Source organism: Kordia antarctica (assembly GCF_009901525.1).
GTDB classification, from domain to species: Bacteria; Bacteroidota; Bacteroidia; order Flavobacteriales; family Flavobacteriaceae; genus Kordia; species Kordia antarctica.
Map to the genome: position 1 here is coordinate 915,369 of NZ_CP019288.1, position 21,984 is coordinate 937,352.

General features: G+C 31.3%; 11 protein-coding genes. All 11 read right to left on the minus strand.

Going from position 1 to position 21,984, the window contains the following annotated elements:
* Positions 1 to 13 precede the first annotated feature (13 nt).
* Entirely contained in the window at positions 14 to 1,966 is a 1,953-nt protein-coding gene (locus IMCC3317_RS03780) for an alpha/beta fold hydrolase (protein ID WP_160128175.1), read from the minus strand.
* A 17-nt stretch (positions 1,967 to 1,983) separates the two neighbouring features.
* Entirely contained in the window at positions 1,984 to 6,426 is a 4,443-nt protein-coding gene (locus IMCC3317_RS03785; protein ID WP_160128176.1) for a non-ribosomal peptide synthetase, read from the minus strand.
* Between the two features lie 121 nt (positions 6,427 to 6,547).
* Positions 6,548 to 7,405, minus strand: a complete 858-nt coding sequence (locus tag IMCC3317_RS03790) for a penicillin-binding transpeptidase domain-containing protein (protein WP_160128177.1) — start codon at positions 7,403 to 7,405, stop codon at positions 6,548 to 6,550.
* Between the two features lie 23 nt (positions 7,406 to 7,428).
* On the minus strand, positions 7,429 to 9,057 hold the full coding sequence (locus tag IMCC3317_RS03795; protein ID WP_160128178.1) for a cyclic peptide export ABC transporter: 1,629 nt from the start codon (positions 9,055 to 9,057) through the stop codon (positions 7,429 to 7,431).
* 62 nt (positions 9,058 to 9,119) lie between these two features.
* Positions 9,120 to 9,839 (minus strand): thioesterase II family protein, encoded by a 720-nt coding sequence (locus IMCC3317_RS03800; RefSeq protein ID WP_160128179.1) that lies wholly within the window; start codon positions 9,837 to 9,839, stop codon positions 9,120 to 9,122.
* 68 nt (positions 9,840 to 9,907) lie between these two features.
* Positions 9,908 to 12,298: an outer membrane beta-barrel protein gene (locus tag IMCC3317_RS03805; RefSeq protein WP_160128180.1), complete on the minus strand. Its 2,391-nt coding sequence runs from the start codon at positions 12,296 to 12,298 to the stop codon at positions 9,908 to 9,910.
* Between the two features lie 41 nt (positions 12,299 to 12,339).
* A complete protein-coding gene (gene argH / locus IMCC3317_RS03810; RefSeq protein WP_160128181.1) occupies positions 12,340 to 15,030 on the minus strand; it encodes an argininosuccinate lyase in 2,691 nt (896 codons plus the stop codon).
* Positions 15,020 to 15,973 carry a cysteine synthase family protein gene (locus tag IMCC3317_RS03815; RefSeq protein WP_160128182.1) on the minus strand — a complete coding sequence of 318 codons (954 nt, stop codon included), beginning with the start codon at positions 15,971 to 15,973 and terminating at the stop codon, positions 15,020 to 15,022. Before IMCC3317_RS03815 ends, argH begins: the two co-directional genes overlap by 11 nt.
* Before the next feature lie 89 nt (positions 15,974 to 16,062).
* Entirely contained in the window at positions 16,063 to 17,001 is a 939-nt protein-coding gene (locus IMCC3317_RS03820) for a GHMP family kinase ATP-binding protein (protein WP_160128183.1), read from the minus strand.
* Positions 17,002 to 17,185: 184 nt separating this feature from the next.
* Positions 17,186 to 18,055: a sulfotransferase family 2 domain-containing protein gene (locus IMCC3317_RS03825; RefSeq protein ID WP_160128184.1), complete on the minus strand. Its 870-nt coding sequence runs from the start codon at positions 18,053 to 18,055 to the stop codon at positions 17,186 to 17,188.
* 26 nt (positions 18,056 to 18,081) lie between these two features.
* Complete coding sequence (locus IMCC3317_RS03830) at positions 18,082 to 21,963, minus strand: non-ribosomal peptide synthetase (protein ID WP_160128185.1); 3,882 nt, start codon at positions 21,961 to 21,963, stop codon at positions 18,082 to 18,084.
* Positions 21,964 to 21,984: the final 21 nt, after the last annotated feature.

The window sequence follows — 21,984 nt, forward strand, 5'->3', positions numbered from 1 at the left end:
AATCAGTTAAAATTTAAAATGGGAATATTCCCCAGTAAATCATATAAGTTGCCAGAAGTATGTTTGAAAAAATGACCGAAAAAACGATACTTCTATTCGAGATCTTTTTAATTCTTATTAGAAACACTAATGCGGTTAGTATTACCAATACTAAGAACACTATTGAAAGTGTGAATAAGTACGCATAATTTTGAGGCAATCCAAATGCTAAAATAAAGTAGTTATGCTCTGTAACTTTCAGCAATGCGCCTACTAAACCTATTAAGCAAATCAATCCTAAGGTAGAAGAAAGAATACTTAATCCTCTTACTAAATTGTCTGAGAGATTATTATATTTTTTTCTGAAAATTTTAAATGAATACACCAAGATAAAAACCAACATAACGCTTATAGCTATTACTAAAGGTGCAAGAAAAATTAGATTCATTTCATTTAAGCTATTCCCCATTTTCGCGACTCCTTTATTTACAGTGATGTCTTTTACAATTTCCATTTTCACAACTTTTTTAAAAGCCATTACGTCTGGTTTTTGATTTGGATTTTTTATAAAAGAGGTAGCTACAGATTTTCCAATTCCTGTAAATCCAGGAACATGCCCATATGTGGATCCTGGAATATTATGTGCTGTATTGAATCTTTCTGCAACTTTTTCACCATTTGTATCTGGTGTAATTGGATCGTACTCTCCAGAAAATATCAATACAGGAAAGTTTTCTTCTTTTAAAGGATCTAAATCAAAGTTTTTGAATAAAGAATCGGGCTTATTGATATTCCATTTATCACATACTTTAAAATCTGACTTATAAAATGCTAGTCCGCCATGAAGCTTATCATATTTAGATACGTTTAATTCGAAATTAGAAAGCTCATTATTCGGAAGTGTTTCATTGCAACTTACACAATAATAAACTCCATAATCCATCATTAATAAGCTTGAAAAAGCAGTAACTAAATTCCCTAAAGCATCTTTGTTTTTATCTTTAAATTGATGTATTAATAAAGGAATTACCTCAACCAATTGCTTGTTATACAATGCTTGCTGAATAGCTACTTTAAAATCTTCAGAATTAAACGTAAAACTCTCACCTTCTATGAAATTTTTAGAAACGGGAACTGTTATAGGATTGTTTTCCATTTCATTGATTACCTCATAATACGTTTCTTCTAAATTTGGATATTGTTGATTACAATTTGGGTCATTTTTACAAGCATCAAAAACCTTATTAAGGCTATTCATATAATTGCTTGTGTTCTCAGTATAATATGCTTTAATATCTGCGATAGAAGAATCTAATACTAATGATGTTACATCTTCTGGATATATACTCGCATATACTTGTGCCATATATGTTCCATATGACACGCCATATACACTCCAACCTTTATAGCCTAAATTTGACATTAAAGCGTGTAAATCTTTTGCTACAGAACCACTATGATACGCATCAGTATCTATTCCTTTTCGTATCAATTCCTGTTTGCAGGCCAATGCAGCATTGACTTTTTGTTTTTCATCTTCTACTTCTGATTGGTTTTTAGCAAGAATTTTCAAAAATTCTTCTCCTAAATTTGGACATAATCTTGGCTTGGAAAACCCAGTTCCGCGGACATCAAAAAGTACAATGTCATGAGTTTTTCGCAACGGATGCAATCTCCATGACCATATATTACTTACGCCGCTTGCGCCTGGACCACCTTGAATAAATACTACTGCTGGAACATCTTCTTTGTTTTCACGGCTTTTTAGAACTGTAACTCCAATTTTAATGGTATTGGTATCTTCTTTTTCCCAGTTTTCAGGCACGGATAAATATCCCCATATAATACTATCGTTTTTAAGTACTTTGGCATACGGATAAAATGATTTTGCTTCTTCAAAAGAGACGCTATTCTGCGCAGTTAGAGGAGGCAAAAATCCAAGGAAGAATATTCCGATTAATACAAAAAGTCTTTTTATAAGAATCATAGTTTAGTTACGTATTATTAAAAATTAAAATCTATATCGATTATTTCCTCTTTTTCAAGATCAAGTTCAATATCGATTGCATGTATTGGTTGTTGAATTTCTAAAATTATTTCTCTTAATAGCTTTTCATGTTTAAGAGTTAAAACATCTAAAGTTTCTTTATCATATTTACTGGTATCATAAAGAATAGAGCCTCTTAAATACTCATCGGTCATCGCAAAATCGATGTTTAATGGCAAACGATTATATTCTGCAATTACCGGGCTAGATTTAAACGTTAAATTATCTGTAACTTCTACTTTTGCATAGTTGAACGTTTCATTTTGAAGTACTAAAATTGCTTCAAATCGCAATGTGTTGAGTATATCTTCTGGAAGGTCTTGATGTTCATCAACCGATAAAAGGTTTTGATGCATTTCTTGTGCAAATTCTAAAAATGAAGTTTCAGGCTTTACATGACTTCTTAACGGAAGCGTTTTTACAAACATACCTAGTTGATTATGCAGTCCAGAGTATGTTCTTCCTGAATTAATTGTTCCTAAACATATATCTTCTAGGTTATACATTTTATTTAATATTATATGAAACGAAGCCATTAGCAAGGTATGCAACGTAATTTCATTTTGAATTGCGATGGTTTTGAGTGCGCCAAGAAAGTTTTTATCCCAATTGAACATATAGAAATCTCCTAAATATTTATCCTCTGAAGAAACTTTATCATAAGGCACCAATGGTTCCCATGTATATTTTTTTAGGTATGTTGTCCAAAACGCTCTATTTCTTAATTCGTTTTCAATATTGAAATCATTTTGCCATTTCACATAATCTTTAAATTGATAGTTTAGTGCTGGAAGGTCCAGTTTTTCATTATGTTTAATGGCTATGTATCTATCGGTTAATTCTTTAATCATTAATTCTAAAGACCACCCATCTACAATTACATGATGTGTAGCAAAGACAAATTGATCTTCAGCATCTTCCATATGAAAAACTGCTGCTCTTATGAGTGAATCCTTTTCTAAATCAAATTCTTTGTTTAAGTATTTTTTTAATGCATCTTCGTATGCTGCAACCTTTAAAAAACTCCTATCTATTTCGAAAGAAACTTCTTGTGTACTTTTTATTTTTTGATACGGCACGCCATCTACTTCTATGAAATTGGTTCGTAAAACTTCATATCTATCAATAACTTCTTCAAAAACCTGTTGCATTATTGAAAGGTCTACTTCTCCTTGAATTACGTAGGCTCCATACATATTATACGCAATAGACTTCTCCGATTGTATTGACGCTAACCAAATTGCATATTGCGGAAAAGTTACTGGATAAAAAGGCTGTACTGCGATAGAAAGTATTTCTTTTCTCTTCTTTTCGTCTCCATCTTTACTTTCAAGATATTCAGAGAGCGAAATAATATCTGGCTTGTCAAATAACTCTTTTAGTGATAGTTTATATCCAAAGGTTTCTTCTAGATGTCCTATCAATCGAATGGCGTTGAGCGAATGTCCACCTAGTGCAAAAAAGCTATCTGTAATATTAAAATTTTCATCTAGTTCAAGTACTTTTTGATAAAAACTATATATTATTTCCTGCATTTCGTTTTGAGCTTCCTGCAGTTGCTTTTCATCTTTTTTATTTATATTTTCTTTCTGCTCTAGTTGCTTTCTATTTATCTTTTTATTGAATGTTAATGGAAATTCATGTAGTTCTATAATTGTATAAGGAACCATATAATTGGGTAGTTTCTTTTGCAAGAATCTAATAATTTCATTTGTATCTATCTTTTCTTTTTTCGCAATTATATACGCTACTAAAAAAGCATTTTGTTTCGCAGATTTTTTTGCAATAACAACCGATTCTTCTACAGCTGAATGATTGTTTAGCTGTGTTTCTATATCTCCTAATTCAATTCTAAAGCCTCTTATTTTTACTTGTTGGTCATCTCTTCCTAAAAACTCTATTTCTCCATCAGAATTCCATCTTCCTAAATCGCCTGTTTCATATATTTTCTCATCCACGTTAAATGGATTTGTGATGAACTTTTCATTTGTCAACGACGCATCCAAGTAATATCCTTTTGCCAATCCTTTTCCGCCTATGTATATTTTTCCATCGGTATGCGTTGGTAATAGTTTATTGTAAGCATCCAAAATATAGAAATGAGTATTATGTATAGGTTTTCCAATGTTTGAAGCTTGTGAAGCCTTTTTTATATGCTTTATGCTAGACCAAATTGTTGTTTCTGTAGGACCATACATATTCCATAACGATTGATTGGTTAACAATAGTTTTTCCGCCAACATTTCGTTTAGTAAATCACCTCCACATAGAACTTTTAAGTTGGTATTTCCTTTCCAACCTGCATTATATAACATTTGATAAAAACTTGGAGTTGCCTGAATTATGCTAGGTCGTAATACTTCTATTTCTTTAATTATGCTCTTTGGGTCTTGCAAAATTTCTTTGTTCGCAACATAGAGCGTTGCACCAGCGATAAGCGGTAAGAAAAATTCAAGAATAGAAATATCAAATGATTGTGTTGTAACTGAATACAATACATCATTGCTTGTTATTCCTGGTTGTTGTTGTATGCTTAGCAAAAAGTTAAGCAATGATTTATGTCCTATTTCTACTCCTTTTGGCTTTCCTGTAGATCCAGAAGTATAAATAATATAAGCTGTTTTGTCTGAAGAAATTGCTTGAAGTTCATTAAAATTCTCTGGCAATTTTTCAAATGTATCAACGTTCAAGAATTCTATAGTAGTATCTAACATACCTTGCATTTCGGTTGTTGCAATAAGCGTACTTACTTTACTATGTTTTATAATATATTCTAAACGTTCTTTAGGAAAGTTTGGATCGAGTGGAATGAATGCTCTTCCCGATTTCATGATCGCTAAAAGCGTAATTATTAGTTCGGAAGAACGATCCATTAGTACTGCTATTGGCGTTGTATTTCCTTGTAATTTTTCTTGTAAAAAACTTGCAATCTTATTAGACTTATTAATTACTTCTTGATACGTAAAAGATTTAAAATTATCTTTGATCGCTACTTTTTCAAGATGTTCTTTTGCAGTTGTATTGAGTTTAGATAGTGTCGTTTCCGATAGATCAAAAGGAACATTTGTATCGTTATAAGTATTTAATAATGTCTGTGTTTCAGAACTTGAGATATAATTATAGGCAAGTAGTTTTTGCGATGGATCTTTTAAGACATTATGAATTAAATCGTTCATATGTGTAACGACTTGTTTTATTGAAGATGCGTCAAAATGATTGGTATTATAATCGAAATCAATTTTTATATCTTCTAATGCGTCAAATTCTCTTATATAAATTGCCAATCCAACTCTTTCAGCTTCATGAGTCATTGGAACTACAGTTGTTTTTGTATCCTTAAAATGATTGGAATAGTCTTGCTTTTCATACGAAAGCATAATGTTGAACAACTTTCTTTTTTCTGCGGATAATCCTAATTCACTTATAAGTTTTCCTAAAGGAAATTGCTGATGCCTGTAATCTGCGCGGAGCTGTTTTTTGATAGTTTCAAGAAGTTCATTGAATGTACTTTCAACGTCTACTTCTATTTTTAAAGGCGTAACTCCCATAAAAAGACCAACCGTTTTTTTAAATTTCGCTGATTTTCTGTTAAGTACGGGAATGCCGATTACGACTGATTCTTTTTGATATCTTTTAGAAAAATACACATATAGAATACCCAGAATAAAGTGAAATGTAGAGACTCTTTTTTCTTTAGAGACTTCAATGATTTTATTATAGATACTTCTAGGTATGTATAATTCTTCACGTTTACTTTTTACGATGTCTTTATTCGGATCTAGCTTTTTTAATACGTTTTCTGGTAAATTACTAAATTTCTCTTTCCAGTAATTAGCATCCTTAGCATATGATTCCGAGTTTATATATTCTACATCGCTTTTAACATATTCGATATAACTAAAAGGGTAATCCGTTTCAATTTCACTTTTTTCAATTAACTCATTGTAATTCGCTACGAATCGTTGAAACATTAAAGAAGTTCCCCAACCATCGGTAATAATGTGATGATATTTTGAATAGAGATAACTATGTGTTTCATTTATTTTTATAAGAATAAACCTATGTAAGATTGTATCTTCATTAAGTTGAAAAGCTACCTGAAAATCTTCTTTCATGAATTTTTCAGCAACTGTTTCTGCTTCACTTTCATTAGAGAAATCAATAAATTCTAGAGGTGAATTAAACTTTTCGTGGATGTTTATTGTTACCTCATTTCCTTTAAAAACCAAATAACTTCTGTAACTATCATGCTGGTTTATAAGCGCATGATAAGCTGCATCTAAAGTGTTGAAATCTATTTTTCCTTCTATATTAATTTTAGCTCCAATATTATGAATCGGTGCTTCAGGATACATTAGATATTCATAATATATATCTTGCTGAGCAAGTGTGAGTCTCATAAAAATAATTTAATAATTTGTTTTGCTTTTAATAGAAAGAAGAAGTGTGCTTTCAAAATATTAAAAAGCTAAGAATAACCCAATAATTATTGGGAAATAGTGGTTGGTTTATATGCTGACATTAGTAAGAATGATTTTTTTCTAATGCTTGTATCGTAATTTTTTTAATTGTCGAATAGAAATTGCCTGAGTATACTTCTTTACTAGGATTAATATTTGTTGCGAAATAATACAGTTGATTGTTTTTTTCCATGTATCCAACAAACCATCCGTTATGCATTTTATCTACGATTGTTCTGCCAGTTTTTCCATATAGTACATAATCATCGCCTTTCTCTATTAAAATCAACTTCTTTACAATCATTTCGTTTTCCTGAGAGATTGGTAATTTTGAATTGTATAAACGCTCTAAAAAAGCTATTTGTTGAAATTGGTTTATGTAAGATCCTTTTTCAAACCAGAAGGTATCAATATTTGTCGAATCAATTTTCATGTTTCCATACTGAATCTTGGACACATAATATTTCATTCTCTCTGCTCCTATTTCTTTTGCCAGTTCTTGGTAGCAAGGAACACATGAGAGTTGAAATGCTTCTCTAAATGTTAGATCTTTTCTCCACGCTGGATTTACTCTATACTTTCCATTCCATTTAAAAATAAAATCTTCACCTTTTATCAATCCTGTTTCTAATCCAATAATTGAATTAACAATTTTAAAAGTTGATGCTGGCGGTCTACTTGTCCTTGCCCATTGGAAGTCATTTGAATAGAATGTGCTCTTTTTAGGATCAAAGATTAATATAGATCCGTCTAGTTTAGCATCTTCTATAATTAATTTAAAATCATGATTGTTTATAATCCGTGAAACGGAGTCATTCTTCTTGGTTGTAGAAACCTTATTTACAGTCTTCGTTTGTTTACAATTTGTAAGCAAACAAATGACACATAATAATACTAAGCAACTGACTTTATTTTTCATTATTTAAAAATCAAGAAAAAAAATTAAATTGACAAATCCTTTATTTGTTTTTTATCTTCTGTTTTTAAGTCTTTTATAATTTTCCCAAAATCAAATTTAATAATACGATCTGCATGATTGAAATAAGCATCGTCATGCGTAACTGCAATTATTGTTTTTCCATCTTTTTTAAATTTAGGAATTAACTCTTCATAAAAGAATTTCCTAAAGTAAGGATCTTGATCTGCTGCCCATTCATCTAGAATTAAAACTGGTTTTTTTTCTAAAAGCGCAAAAATCATCGACATTCTTTTACTTTGTCCTTTTGAAAAATTTCTTCTAGCAGATTCTTCTTTATCATCTTCTACAACAACATCTAGCTCCATTTGCTTTAGTAACTCTTGATATTCTTTATTACTTTCGAGCTTATAATCATCATAGTTTTTTGAAAAAATATGATTGTTGGTAAAAATTGCCGTCATGTAGTTCTGTAGTTCACTTTTTGGATCAATAATAGATGATTCATTTACAATAATTTCTCCATCAGAAGGCTGATAAAGTCCCGTAAGGATATTTATAAACGTACTTTTTCCCGAACCATTTCCTCCAATTATAAAGATGACTTCTCCTTTTTTTACTTCAAGATTTACGGGACCAAGAGTAAATGTATTTTCTTTGTTTTTCTCTTCGTAATTAAAACATATGTTTTTGAATTCGATAGATTGAAAAGATGTAGAAATTTGTGGAGTATCTACTCGATCTTCTTCAATTTGGAAGTCTTTCCTAAATTTTTTAATTCTCCTATTTGCTACCATAAAACGTGTATATGTTTGCTGCAAGTTGATAAGATTGTTTATAGGTCCTGAAATGAATAGTATCACCACTACATATGAGATGACTCCTGCTCTATCAAGAAGTCCTAAGGCAGGCAATCCAAACATTACAACAGCTATAAGGAAATGAAGCCCATATTGACTGATCATATTAATAGATAAAAACACATAATTTATTTTAAAATCTAGTCCTTCAGATGCATCACGGTTTGGACCAAGGTATTCATTCATTATATTTTTTCTTCTGTTGGCACTCAATTTTAATTCTTTGAATCCTCTGATTAAATCATTCACATAGCCATAATAATGCTCGTTGTACTTTCGCAAAGTTGCAACTTCTTTAGACATCGAATTCATGATTATAAAGTAAGATAACGCCAATAAAACAATAAGAACTGATACTACAATTGCAGATGGAACAGATAGTGATATCATATATATTAATCCGATGACAAGCATTAAAAGAGAACTTACAGTATGTGTTATAACATAAGGTAAGTTTGAGAAGATTCTTAAGTCTTCCATTGCGGTATAAAAACGTTGCGTTCCAAAGTTTTCTAAGGTAATTAATGGCGCTTTTAAGATTTGATCAAATAATTTTTTCTCATTCTCGTATAATATTTTAAAAGCATACTTATTGAGTCCTTTTTGAAAAACAATATTGAGCAGATAGGAATATACTATTATAGCTGAAAAAACTATAATCATATAATCTCTTAAAAAATTTTGATTTCCTGAAAGTACATTATTAATTATATATATGACACTAAAACTTAATATTGTATTTGGTATAGCATATAGAATAACTAGGAGAATATCTTTTTTCTTAAATTTAAACATTCACTGATATTTTTAAAGAATTATAATAGGGCTTTTGATGTAGATTGTTAACATCATTGTCTTTAGTAGTATACTTTCGCACTTTTAATAACTTCCGCTATTTTTTCTGGATACTCATAAATAAAGAAATGATTTCCTTTTAAGATTTGGCTTTCAAAATATGAAAAAGTATATCTTTTCCAATTGTCTATATAATCTACATATTCCTCTTCATCACCCATTAATACATGAATTGGGATGTTTACTCTTTCGTTTTGTGCTTCTAGATTGCTTTCATCCTTTTCAACAACCTCGAAATCAGCTCTTAGAATAGGTGTAAAAAAATCGAACAGTTCTTTGTTTGTAAAGATTTCTTCATTAACGCCACCTAATTCTTTTAGCTCTTCTTTAAATTCTTCGTCATTCATGAGATATCTTTTGGGCTTTTTTACAATATTTCCCTCTTCATCATATTCAATGACATTTGGCCCAGAATTTCCAGATAGCACAAGTTTTACTGGTGGATCTCCAATTCGTTCCATTTCTTTTGCAACAAAATAAGCTAAATAAGCACCCATACTATGCCCGTATAACACATAAGAAGCACTAGTTCTTTTTTCTTTAATTTGAGATACATAATCTTTCACCGCATCAGATCGGTTCATCAAAAAGGCATCTTTATAGCGTTTGCCTCTACCTGGCAATTCTAGCTGTAAAAAATCAAAGTTATCTGGTATGCTTTTTCTTAAAAACTCATAAGAATAACAGCTTCCGCCAGCAAAATGTAGTAAAAAAAGTTGCATATTTTATTTAATTATATCTAAAATAATATGTGTCTGGTTATAAAGCTTTATTGGTTGTGTCTTAATGTTTAAAAACGGTTTCTTTCGTTTTCATTACCAAAGTCTCTTTCTCGGTTTTGTAAATCTTTGTTCCCAAAACTATAAGATACTGATAAACGGAAATATCTTGTAAAGCCAAAGTATCGCTGTTCTTGTCTGATATTATTGATGTTAGAAACTCGCGTATTTGCCGATTTATTGAAAATATCAAACATTCCTGCTGATAGATTCAAATTGTTGTCCATCATTGAATATCTAAGAGAAACATCTAAACTGTGTGATTCTGAAATTTCGTATAAGCTTCTTACAAAAGGAGAATCATACCAAAAACTTACTTGTGCTTTTAATTTTTTCTTGCTGTCTAGAGTAAATGTATTGCTCGCCTTGAAATAGTAACTTAATTGATCAACGTCTGCGATGGAATTTTGATTGCTATCTCCGTTAAAATCTGCTCTTACAAAGTAAGTGTATCCGTTTAGAGATGTTTCCCACCAAGGGAAAATTTTGGCATAATACGACTCACTTAAACCAATGGTAAATTGATTGAAAAAGTTGTCTGTAATTAATGCTGTTTCATTCGTGTCTTCATCTCCACTCAAAATAACGTCAAATCCATTGGTCACGTAACTCATAAAAAGATTGGTGACAAATTTGCCTTTGTAGGTGTGTGTTAATTCAAAGTTATGATTGATAGATGGCGTGATGAATGGATTTCCTTCAGAGTAGATGAATGAGTTGATGTAGAATCGGAAAGGACTTAATAGTAAGAATCCTGGACGATTGATTCGTTTTCCATAATTCATTGATAATGAATTGTTTTCATTTGGTTTGTACCAAATATAAAACGTTGGAAATACATTGAGGAAATCTTGTTTTGCTTTGGTGTTTTCTCGCTGAGAAATGGTTTCTATGTGTGTATTTTCTAAGCGTATTCCTGCTTGTACATATAGTTTTTTACTTAACGATGTGGAAGCACTTGCATAAACCGCTTCAATACGTTCCTTGTACTGAAAGTTATCTGTTTGATCTGCTATTACAACAGGTGTTCCTGTGATTTCATCCACAAATTTGGTGGCACTTTCATTTTCAACATATCCAATTCGCACTCCGTAGGATAGTTTCAACTTTTTAATTGGATGTTCCACATCTACTCTAGCACTGTAATTGACAGCATCAAGCTCGGTTTTGTTCATTCCTAAGAAGTTAATCTCAACAAAGTCACCATTCTCGTCAAACTCATTTGTAAGAAAGTTGTGTTCTTGAATAGAATTGTAGTTTAGAAAGTCTAAATCGACACTTATTTTTCTTCCAAGTGTGTCTAGTTTTGAAATTAAATGGGCATTGATCGTATTGTTTGTGGCGTTGAATGTTGATGGTGAATCTGCTCTTAGCAACGCAAAATCGGTTGTTCTGATAAAAGTGTCACCCGTGTTGTCTTTGTTAGCGTCCACAAAATTTCCATAATATTGCACACCTATTGTTGTGTTTTTGGAAACGGAATAGTCTAGTTCAAATCTTCCTGTAAAAAGGTCTCTGTTTCTGTCTATGTTTCTAAATGTTTCCCATCTTCCTTCATTAAATACAGATTTTATATCTTCTTTGAAGATCATGTTTTCTTTTCTGGCATTGATATTTGCTAGCATTCTAACTTTTCCTTTTTTGTAGGTAAAATTGTTTTGCAGATTGTAAAAAGGCACTTGTCGTTGAATGTAACGTCCTATGATGGTATTTTTCCAACTATCTATCGTTGCTTTTTTTAGAACAATATTGATTAAGCCTGAATTTCCAGAAGCTTGGTATTTTGCTGAAGGATTCGTAATTACTTCAATTTTTTCGATTTCATCGGAAGCAATGGTACTGATATAAGTCGATAATTCTTCCCCGCTAAGTTGCACAAGTCGATCATTAATCATGACACGTACACCATCTTTTCCAATAAGCGATATTTGATCGTTCTGAATTCGTATACCTGGCACGACGGTTAAGACTTCCATTGCGTCTGTTCCTGAGCCCATAACGCTGTTTTGCACATTGAAAACTAGTCTATCAACCTTGCGTTCTATCAACTTTTTTTCTCCTATAACAACAACTTCATCTAAGTCATTACCTCCAGATTGTAAGATAATAGTTCCTAAATCCATATTTTCTTTTACACTAATACTTTTTTTCAATTCTTTATATCCCAAGAAACTTACTACTATATCGTAATCTCCTGCTTTAGTTTTGATTTCAAAACTTCCGTCATCTTCACTAATTGATCCTGAAATTATTTTATTCGCATTATCCAGAAGTACTACGTTCGCATACGGGATAGGATTCGTTCCATCAGTAACTTTTCCTGTGATAGTATGTTGAGAAAAAACACAAACAGGTAAAATGAATAGGAGTATAAAAATGATATAATTTGGTTTTGTTTTCATGGTAAAAAAGATTTTGTTGTGTGATAATTTACGATGGTTTCTTATAAAGTTTTGCATGCTGACTTATAGATTGTTTTGTTACATAAGACATTGAGTTGGTTATTTGCAGCTTCCCATTTTGATGTATACTTATTGATTTTCCTCTCTAGCATTTCAATATTTTTTTTCAATTCTTCAAAATTATTTTCTGTATTTATTGAAGATGGTCCTCCTCCATATTTTGAATTCTCAACAATATCTTCTATAGAATCCGAAAGATTATATTTATTTAAAGATTCTGACTCGTTCAATTTACTAATTTTTGTCATATTAGAGATAGATTTCCCTACTAAAAAATGTGCTTCTCTAAAAGGAAATCCATATTCTAAAACAAGTTTATTGGCATATTCAGTAGCAATAGTATGTGATTCTAAGGCTCTTTTTTTCATACTCCCTTTTTTAGGTTTGGCATTTTCAATAAAAATTTTCAAAAGCTCTATAGCATCAATAAATTCTTGCTTAGATTGGTTTAAAAATAATTTTGATTCTGTACCAACGCTGATGCTATTGGTGAAAGGTGTTTTATGCATCGCCGTGATTGCGCCTGAAAAAGATGCTGAAACTACTCCTAGTTTTCCTTGAATATTCTCTAAAATAAAAGGATTTCTCTTGTTTGGCATAATAGAACTTGCGCCTGTAATTTGGTCACTCAATTCAAATAAACTAAACTCTTGGGTATTCCATAAAATAAAATCGGTTGCAATTCTACTTACAAGAACACTACTTATTGATATTTTAGACAAAAAATCTAAAATAAAATCTCTTGATGCAACAGATTCCATTGCATTCATAGGTCCTTTATCAAAGCCCAATAATTTAGCTATAAAGTCTGTATCAATTGGCACAGATGTTCCTCCAACAGAACAACTTCCCATAGGAGATACTTTTAAGGTTTCCTCAATAGAAAGGAATTGTTCTGTATGTTTTTTTAATGCAATTGCAATTGCTTGCAAATAATACCCATAAGTTATAGGTACCGCAGGTTGAAAATGTGTGTATGCAGGCATCACAAAATCTTTGTATTCCTTTGATATGGAACATAACATTTCAACAAATTCCAGCAGCTTTGCTACGACTTCTATAATATCTTTTCGCGTTTGTAGCATTGCCATAGTAGCATTCATATCGTTTCTTGATCTTCCTAAGTGAATTGACCCAGCAACATCCATTCCTAATTGTTCTATTAGCCAATTTTCATAACACATGTACAAACCTCGTGGTGCATGCGTACCTATAAGAGGTTCAAAATTGATTTTTTCAAAATAGGCGATTTCAAAAAGTATTTTTGAAGCCTTTTCTTGAGACATCAACCCAACTTCTTTAAGCATTAAAATATGTGCTTTATCTATTTTAGAAATCAAGAACAATTCTTTCAAATCTTTCTTTTGAATTTTATTTCCAAAAATTATTTTTTTTATACGAGGATCTATACCCTTTTCAATTCTTCCTGTATTATCCATATCTAAGAATTTAATTCTATCTAATATATTATTAAGTAGCTCATTCACTTCTTCCTTAGCTTTATCTAAAGCGGAATCAACAGTAATAACATGTCCTATTCTATCTCTAAAATCAAAGGATTTCACAAATGGATTAAGAGTTTTATTATACATTTTAAATTCTAAAAAGGATTTCCAGTTTTGAGTATTTAGAGTAGTGAAGTCACATCCTATTTTTCCTGATTTTTCTGGGATTATAAATCGTATGCAAGCGCTTGCATCTTTATTCTTTTTTTCAGTATTTGGTTTCGCTGTCACTTTTAGGAATAATCTTTTAAGCAGATCAATACCATATGCTTCTTGTATTAAAAGTGGAATAAATCCTCCAGCCAATCTAGGATTGACTTCAACAATGAATAGTTCATCTATTTTCTGAATAAATTCTATGTGAAAAGCTCCCCAATTTAGGTCTACTATATCTTTTAATTGATCGAGCATTTTTGCCACTAATTCCATAAAAGCATCATTCCCTATGAAAGGAAAGTCATGTCCTATTTCTACAAAGTATGGTAATTGACTTTTATATTTTTTTGTAACACCAATGATTTCTCCATCAAAAACTTCTAATGAAAACTCATCTCCTTCAATAAACTCTTCAACTAAAAACGAATTGTCTACTTTTTGTTTTCTTTCGTTTACCGTTTTTTTAAGTAATTCTTCTCCATGACTTACAAGCGCTGCATGGTTAGTTATCAGCTTAACTCCTATGCTTCCAGAACCAGTAACAGGTTTTACGATAACGGGATAATTAAAATTTTTATCAAAGTTTTCATTGTGTAATGATTCCTTATCCTTTATCAATTTAAACTGTGGGCATTGCATTCCTTCTGCAAGAAGTAAACTTCTAAAATCAAATTTGTTTCTGCATTGTTGAATCGTATTGACATTAGGATGCGGCAAGTTGTATTTTTGAGCTAGTTTTCCAGCCAATTCTATGTAATAATCTGATGTAGAAGTAATTCCAACAAGTGTATACTTCTTCCCTAATTCTGAAATAACTTTAAAAAGTTCATCAAATTCAAAACTTTCAGAAATTTGTTTTTCTACATGTGAATCAAAATTATAGTTTGTAATTCCCTGTGTGATTAAGATCACTTTTAAATTTTCTTGATGCGCTAAATTTGCAAAAATTACTCCTGTTCCAGAAGTATTGCTTTCAATTAATAGTATAGCTTCTTTAAAGTTATTCTTCATGGCAAACAATATTTTTTTCTTCTACAGATTTGATATTTCTTTTATTCCATTGCATGTATGACCATTTTTGATCTTCACATTCTAAAGGACCTTCTACAAGTACTGGTTCACTTATTTCCCCAGTTTTTTTATATAAGTTTTGTTCTTTTAGCCAATCATCATTAAAAATAGTACTGACGTATCTATGTCCTTCATCTGGAAGAATGATGACAACTTTCTTTTTAGGATTTTTCTCAGCCCACCATTTCCCTACTAAATAAGCAGCTCCGCTTGTTCCGCCCATATATAAAAGAGCGTTCCTATACATTTCTTTACATGTTAGATATGCGTCTGGAGCATTTACCCAATGTACTTCATTGAATACGGAATGATTTACATTTTTTGGAAGTACACTATTTCCCAAACCTCTTAGATGCCGCACACCATCTTTTTGACCAAAAAGTATGCTACCATGTGTATCTACTCCAATCACATGTAAATGATTTCTTTTTTCTCTTATATAGTTTGAAATTCCACATACAGATCCTCCAGATCCAACAGGTCCGACCAAACAATCTATCGTATCTAAATGAGATAAAACTTTATCTGCTACAAGCTTGTAAGATTCTGTATTTAAGTTGTTATCGTATTGTTGTGGCCAAAAAGTATTTTTATTTGCCTTTCTAATTTCATTAAGTTTTTCCAAACGCAAGTTTTGAATTCCTTTGCCTTCTTCAGGAAGTACTATTTCAACTTGCGCTCCTAAGATTTCAAGTTTTCTTTTGAGATTGTCATCAATTGCCGGATCTCCAACAATTATTAACGGAAGTTTGTGTTTTGCACAAACAAGTGCTAATCCTAGTGCAAATGTTCCTGAACTTGACTCAATAACAGTCATATCCTTGGTTAAGACACCTGATTTCAAGGATTCTTCAATAATATATCTTGCAGGTAATAGTTTCATGACGTGAAATTTTAAAACATGCACCTGCTCTGTGATTTGTATTATCTCAGGAAGTTCAATTAATTCTATATTATCTTTGTATATCATAATTATTTAGTAAAAGTCCAGAATGATTTAATATTTAGTGCTCTAAGTTGTTCTTTAGTATTTTCTATTTTATCCTCAATGAATGGTATTGAATTATCCCAAATTAATCCCATTAGGTTTCCAGAGTGAGAGATCTGAATACCAGCTGATTGATTGTCTTCCATAATTTTAAGAATCTTATCTAAATTCTTTTTTTGATAGTAATTTTGATTAATTAGCGTTGACTGTGTTGTGACTTTACCCAATAAATTTACATCTTGAGTTTTGATTGAATTTCTGAGTATATCTCTTAGTTCATTGAATTGGAGTTTTTCCTTAGAATTGTATTTCAAAGGTTCCATACTTACAGTACAGTATCCATCATTTGAAGGATCTGAAAAACCTAAAACATGTATTTGAGGAATACTTTGAGGAAATTTTTCAATGATTAGTCCCTTTCTTTGAGCAAATAAAACTTCATCCTTGAACATGATGCTATCACTAGCGGTTTCTGAATATACAGCCAACTTTGCTATTGTCATTTCGTTCAATTCGAGTTCTAAAACATCTAATACTGCCATGATTGAACTCACAACATCGGTTGTAGAAGATCCGAACCCTAGTTTTGGACGAATATCGCTGTCTATTACTAATCTTCCTCCAATATTAATGTTTAGGTATTTTAATAAGTTTTCCACACCCTTTTTTGCTTTTATTTTATATTCTGGAAACACCTTTATTTCTTTATCATCCGTTTTATAAAACTGAGCTTTAGAAGAAAATATATTACATTTTAGAGTGCATAAACCATAAACACTTTGTTTGAGTTCATCACAATAAAATTCTCCCTGCAATATTTCTCCATGATGGCAGAATGAGGATCCAACTCCGGGGACTTTCCAATTTTTGTTAGTCGCTTGAAGTTTTTCCTGATATAATGCCTTTATTTTTTCTATTTCCATTTAAGCAAACAATATTAGTATTTATATAAAATTGTATTTAGTATTTAGTATCTACTATAGATGATTACTCTAAATCATTTAAGCATTTAGTAACTGGTATGAAATACAGATTAGTGTTGTGGGGAATTTTACTAATCTTCGTTATTACTTGTTGTATTGTAAAGTGTTCTTAATTTCAAATTAATTAAGACTTAAAAATTCGATGATACCATTTTTGAAGAGGTACAAAGTATTTTAGTATTGTTGAGTTCTGATTTTTTTCTACAGAAGTAGCTACTGTTTTGAGTCTATTAATTTCTGTATCAAACGCCTCTTTGTTTTTACTTATTCGCTCTTCGAAAACTTGACAAGCATATTCATATAGTTTGTAATCTAGCGCATTTGTTTTCTTTATAAAGTTTTTTACCTCATCTGTGGTTTGTTCAGGAGCCAAAACTACTTTAGCTACATTATGCTTCTTCTTATCATGAAGATGTATTCGCATTCCGTGTGTTATATTTAGCATTGTCACCGTATCAGTAAATCTTTCTGTGATACCAAATGTTGGGAAAAACTTTGTTAGGTTCGTTTTTGCTTTTTCTAACAGTTCTTCTGTGCATTTTCCAAAAGGTATATCATATGAACCGGACAACATTCTAACCATTGCATTGTCTAGTTCTGTACTTATTTTACTTTCTACAAACTCATGTAAAGACCACCTATTTGCTATGATTTGATCATGCAGATAATGTCCTTCCCAACCTAATGCATATCCATAAATAGAAATAATACGATCTACTGGGTTTCTTAATAAAGTAAAATAACTATAGTTTGAATAGTATTCATGAAGTCCAAAGTATGCATGACCGCCAATAAATTTTATCTTTTCTTTTTCCGCTTGTGGAAGCTCTATAAAACGTTGTACAGCATTTCTGGAATTTCCACCTTCTTCTTCAACGTAAACAACATAGCGTTCCTCTGGTTTAAAAAAAGGATATAGAATTTTACTCATAGACACGCCTCCAGTTCTTGGAACATGTAAAAAGATGAATGGTAATTTGTTGGGTGTAAGCATGTGTATATTCTATTTATTAATTGTAATTATTCAATTAAAGTGTTTATTTTTATTTTAGTTACTTCATTGAAAATATCAGCCATTTCTTTCGCTGCATCTCTAGGCAAATAGTGTCCAACATCTGGAATTTCATATAAACTTACATCGCTTGCAAAAGCTTCCCATTCTTTATATTTTTTCTTATATCCTTTTGTCACCGGATCTTTATCACCTGTGATGAAATGAATTGGAAAATTAAACTTTGGAAAGTCTCTTTTTTCTATTGCTCTTTTGTAATGATAAAACCCTATTGAACCTACAGATGTATCATATTTATAATTACTGATAAAAAATTCTTTGTCAGGAGATACTTTTGGATAATTCCCTCCTAATTTTTCTAAGAAGTCTAGAATTGTAGTTTCACTTCTTCTATCGGGTTCACTAGCTGGATTTGCAGGCAATAGCATTGCTCCAATACAAAGCCCCATAACCTCTGCATTTTGGTTTCTAAGTTCATCAGCAATTCCTAATGCAAGTGCACTTCCATTACATTGTCCGTATATTAGCACAGGTCCAGAAATAGTCGTTTTTATTTCGGCAACTATTTCTTTTATTAATTCTTTTCGAACTTCGTCAAAACTTTGTCCGTCTTTCATTCTTCTTCTAGGTAATTCAACTCCATAATAATCTACATACGGATTGTTCTGTTGCATTTCTATGGCGATGTCTCTAAAACTAAAAGGTTCGCCAGCTGAGTTTGGAACAGATACTATTGAAACTACCGTATGTTTATTTGCTTTTGTTAATCGTTCTAATACATTTACATTTGCTTCTTTGGTTGTTTTATTTTCTTTTATGAGAAATTCAGCTAATTGCTTAATTGTTGGATTATTGTAAAGATCATTAACCGTAAATAAGTTTTTGCTTTTCGCGACTAAGCGTATTGCTTTAAAAGAATCTCCTCCTAAGTCAAAGAAATCATCATGTATGCTTATCTCTCCTAGATTCAGCGTTGTTTGCCATAATTTCATTACCTCAGCTTCTTTCTCATTATTTACAACTTGATTTACAACTTGCTTTTCTTCTGGTAAGTCTATTGATTTGATAAGTTTTCTGTCGGTTTTACCATTTGGAGTTAATGGAAATTCTTTTATATCTATTAAATATGAAGGAATCATATAATTTGGCATTTTTTCGCGCAGATTTTTTCGGATAGTTTCTTTATCTATATTCTTATCTATTGTATAGTAAGCAGCTAATACCAATTCTCCTCTACTGTCTTTTTTATCAACTACAATGGCTTGCTTTATTTCTGGAATTTTATTCAGGTTTACCTCAATTTCTTCCATTTCAATTCTATGTCCTTTTATTTTTACTTGATAGTCTTTTCTACCGTAGAATTCTAAATATCCTTCTGATGTCAACTTTCCAACGTCACCTGTTCTATACATTCTTCGCCCTTCTACATGCGGATCGTCTAAGTATGCTTTGTTCGTAAGTCCTGGCTCATTTAAATATCCTCTTCCAACACCTATTCCTGAAACTATGATTTCTCCTCTTACGCCAATTGGACAAAAGTTAAAATCGTTATCTAATATATAAACAGCAAAATTTTGAATTGGTGTTCCTAATGGAATGCTAACACAATCTGGCATTACGTCTGTTATATAATGTGTTACATCATCGGAAGCTTCTGTTGGTCCGTAAGCATTTGCTACAGGTATATGTGTATAATTGTCAAACCATATTTTCATTAAGTTAATAGGTAATGTTTCTCCATTGAGAATCATATATTCCATATCGGAAAATTTAGGTCGTATACTTTCTGGTTCTTCGGTAAGCTCAAAAAATATCGATAAGTATGAAGGAACCAATTCCAAAATAGATACTTTGTCTTCATCAACAAGATTGAAAAAATGAACTGGATCTAAGATGGTGTTTTTATCATATATAATTGTTCTTCCACCAATCACTAGTGGCGTAAGTGCCTGCCATACAGAAATATCAAAACATTGTGATGAGTTCTGAGCAATGATACTTTTATCAGTTACCTGAAAGTCATTTACTTTAGCCAAAATATGATTGGTCATTCCTACATGTTCAATCATAGCTCCTTTTGGCTTTCCAGTAGTTCCGGATGTAAAAATGATGTATGCCAAATTATTCGGTGAGACTGTAATTTCCGTATTGTGTATGTTTTTCTGAGCTTCAGGTGTATTTAACTTTTCAAAGAAAGATTCTTCTATGATTAGTTTACACGATTCACTAATGTATTCAATTCTTGATTGTGGAAAATCAGGATCTATTGGTACATAAACTGCTGCCAATTTGAACAATGCAAACATGCAAACTACCATCATTTCAGATCTATCAAACATAATTCCTACCAAATCTTCCTCTCCTATTTTATGATGTTCTTTTAGGTAGTGTGCTAATACATTGGCTTTTTCATTGAGTTCTTGATAGGTTAATTTAATTGCTCCGTATTCTACAGCAATATTGTTCGAGTTTAGTACAGCTTGTTCTTCAAAACGCCCCAATACGGTTTTATGATGATCGAAATCAACACTTGTATCATTGAGTTTATTTATTATTGCTTCTTCTTCTTCCGAAATCCAAATAATATTTTTTATTAAGATGGATTTATTAGCAATGATTTGCTGAATAATTCTAGTAATTTGCGCTTGTAGTTGTTTTATGAATTCTGCACCATATACTTTTGGATTGTAATTGAATCTAATTTCAGTCACTTCCTGCGTAAAGATATCTAATGCTAAGTCATAGTTGGTTTGCTCAAAACTTTTAGAATGCGCTACTGAAAACTCTGGACGCTCAGTTTTTGTTATACTATTATTACTTAACTTTTCACCTTGTGGTAATTCTACTATAGGGTAGTCTTCAAATACTAAAACATGATCGAATAATCCTCTTTTTAATCCGCTTTTTGATTGAATCTCACTTAGCTTTAAATAGTGATGATCTAAGCTTTCTAATGAGTTTGCCTGCATGTTTTGTAATAAGTCTTTGAAAGAAGTTTTTGCATCAAATTTTACTCTTACAGGGATTGTGTTTATAAATAATCCAATCATGGTCTCTATTCCGTCTAAACTAGGCGGTCTTCCCGAAACAACCATTCCAAATAAGGCATCTCTAGAATTGGTATGTTTGGCAAGTAATGTTCCCCAAATTGCTTGTAAGAATACGCTTTCTGTGATTTCTAACTCTTTGCATAGAGCAGCTATTTCTTTTGATTGTTTTAGTGTAAATTGAGATACTTGTGGTTCAAAAGTTAGGTTTTCCTTTTTTATCTTTTTTTCAAAATTAGTTTGCGAGTTGAAATCAGATAAGTAGTTTTCCCAATAGCTTTGTGAAGCTTGCTTATCTACGGTATCTAACCATTGTATATAATTTGAATATGGATGTATTTTTTCTAATTGAATCGGTGCACCTTCTATCATTTTAAAATAGGCTTCAAAAAACTCTTTGGTGATAATGTTATTACACCAACCATCCATTAAAATATGATGGTAACTCCAAATGAATTCAAATGATTTTGCTTCTGTTTTAACTAAAGTTAAGCGCATTAAGGGTCCAGTTTCTAAATCGAATCCCTTTTTTCTATCTTCCTTTTTAAAATTATCAAGTTCTGTACTTGGCTCATCACTGAAATCCAAGTAATTAAAATCGCATGTCTCTGATTTTTTCACCACTTGCAATAATTCATCTTCCACTTCTCTTGTAAAAACTGTCCTCAGTATTGGATAGCGATCAATAATCATTTGAAAACTTTTCTTGAGCGTTTCTATTTCTATATCTCCTTGCACTTTATAGCACATTTGTTGAAAATACAACGAAGGATTTTTTGAAGTAATCCAGTGATAGTAAATTCCTGACTGCAAAGGACTTAAAGCATAAACATCTTCAATCATTTTTATATATTTTTAAGTTTT

What these genes read in the sequence shown, in the direction of transcription:
- IMCC3317_RS03780 (WP_160128175.1), bottom strand. Translation starts at nt 1,966, where the DNA reads ATGATTCTTATAAAAAGACTTTTTGTATTAATCGGAATATTCTTCCTT.
- IMCC3317_RS03785 (WP_160128176.1), bottom strand. Translation starts at nt 6,426, where the DNA reads ATGAGACTCACACTTGCTCAGCAAGATATATATTATGAATATCTAATG.
- IMCC3317_RS03790 (WP_160128177.1), bottom strand. Translation starts at nt 7,405, where the DNA reads ATGAAAAATAAAGTCAGTTGCTTAGTATTATTATGTGTCATTTGTTTG.
- IMCC3317_RS03795 (WP_160128178.1), bottom strand. Translation starts at nt 9,057, where the DNA reads ATGTTTAAATTTAAGAAAAAAGATATTCTCCTAGTTATTCTATATGCT.
- IMCC3317_RS03800 (WP_160128179.1), bottom strand. Translation starts at nt 9,839, where the DNA reads ATGCAACTTTTTTTACTACATTTTGCTGGCGGAAGCTGTTATTCTTAT.
- IMCC3317_RS03805 (WP_160128180.1), bottom strand. Translation starts at nt 12,298, where the DNA reads ATGAAAACAAAACCAAATTATATCATTTTTATACTCCTATTCATTTTA.
- argH (WP_160128181.1), bottom strand. Translation starts at nt 15,030, where the DNA reads ATGAAGAATAACTTTAAAGAAGCTATACTATTAATTGAAAGCAATACT.
- IMCC3317_RS03815 (WP_160128182.1), bottom strand. Translation starts at nt 15,973, where the DNA reads ATGAAACTATTACCTGCAAGATATATTATTGAAGAATCCTTGAAATCA.
- IMCC3317_RS03820 (WP_160128183.1), bottom strand. Translation starts at nt 17,001, where the DNA reads ATGGAAATAGAAAAAATAAAGGCATTATATCAGGAAAAACTTCAAGCG.
- IMCC3317_RS03825 (WP_160128184.1), bottom strand. Translation starts at nt 18,055, where the DNA reads ATGCTTACACCCAACAAATTACCATTCATCTTTTTACATGTTCCAAGA.
- IMCC3317_RS03830 (WP_160128185.1), bottom strand. Translation starts at nt 21,963, where the DNA reads ATGATTGAAGATGTTTATGCTTTAAGTCCTTTGCAGTCAGGAATTTAC.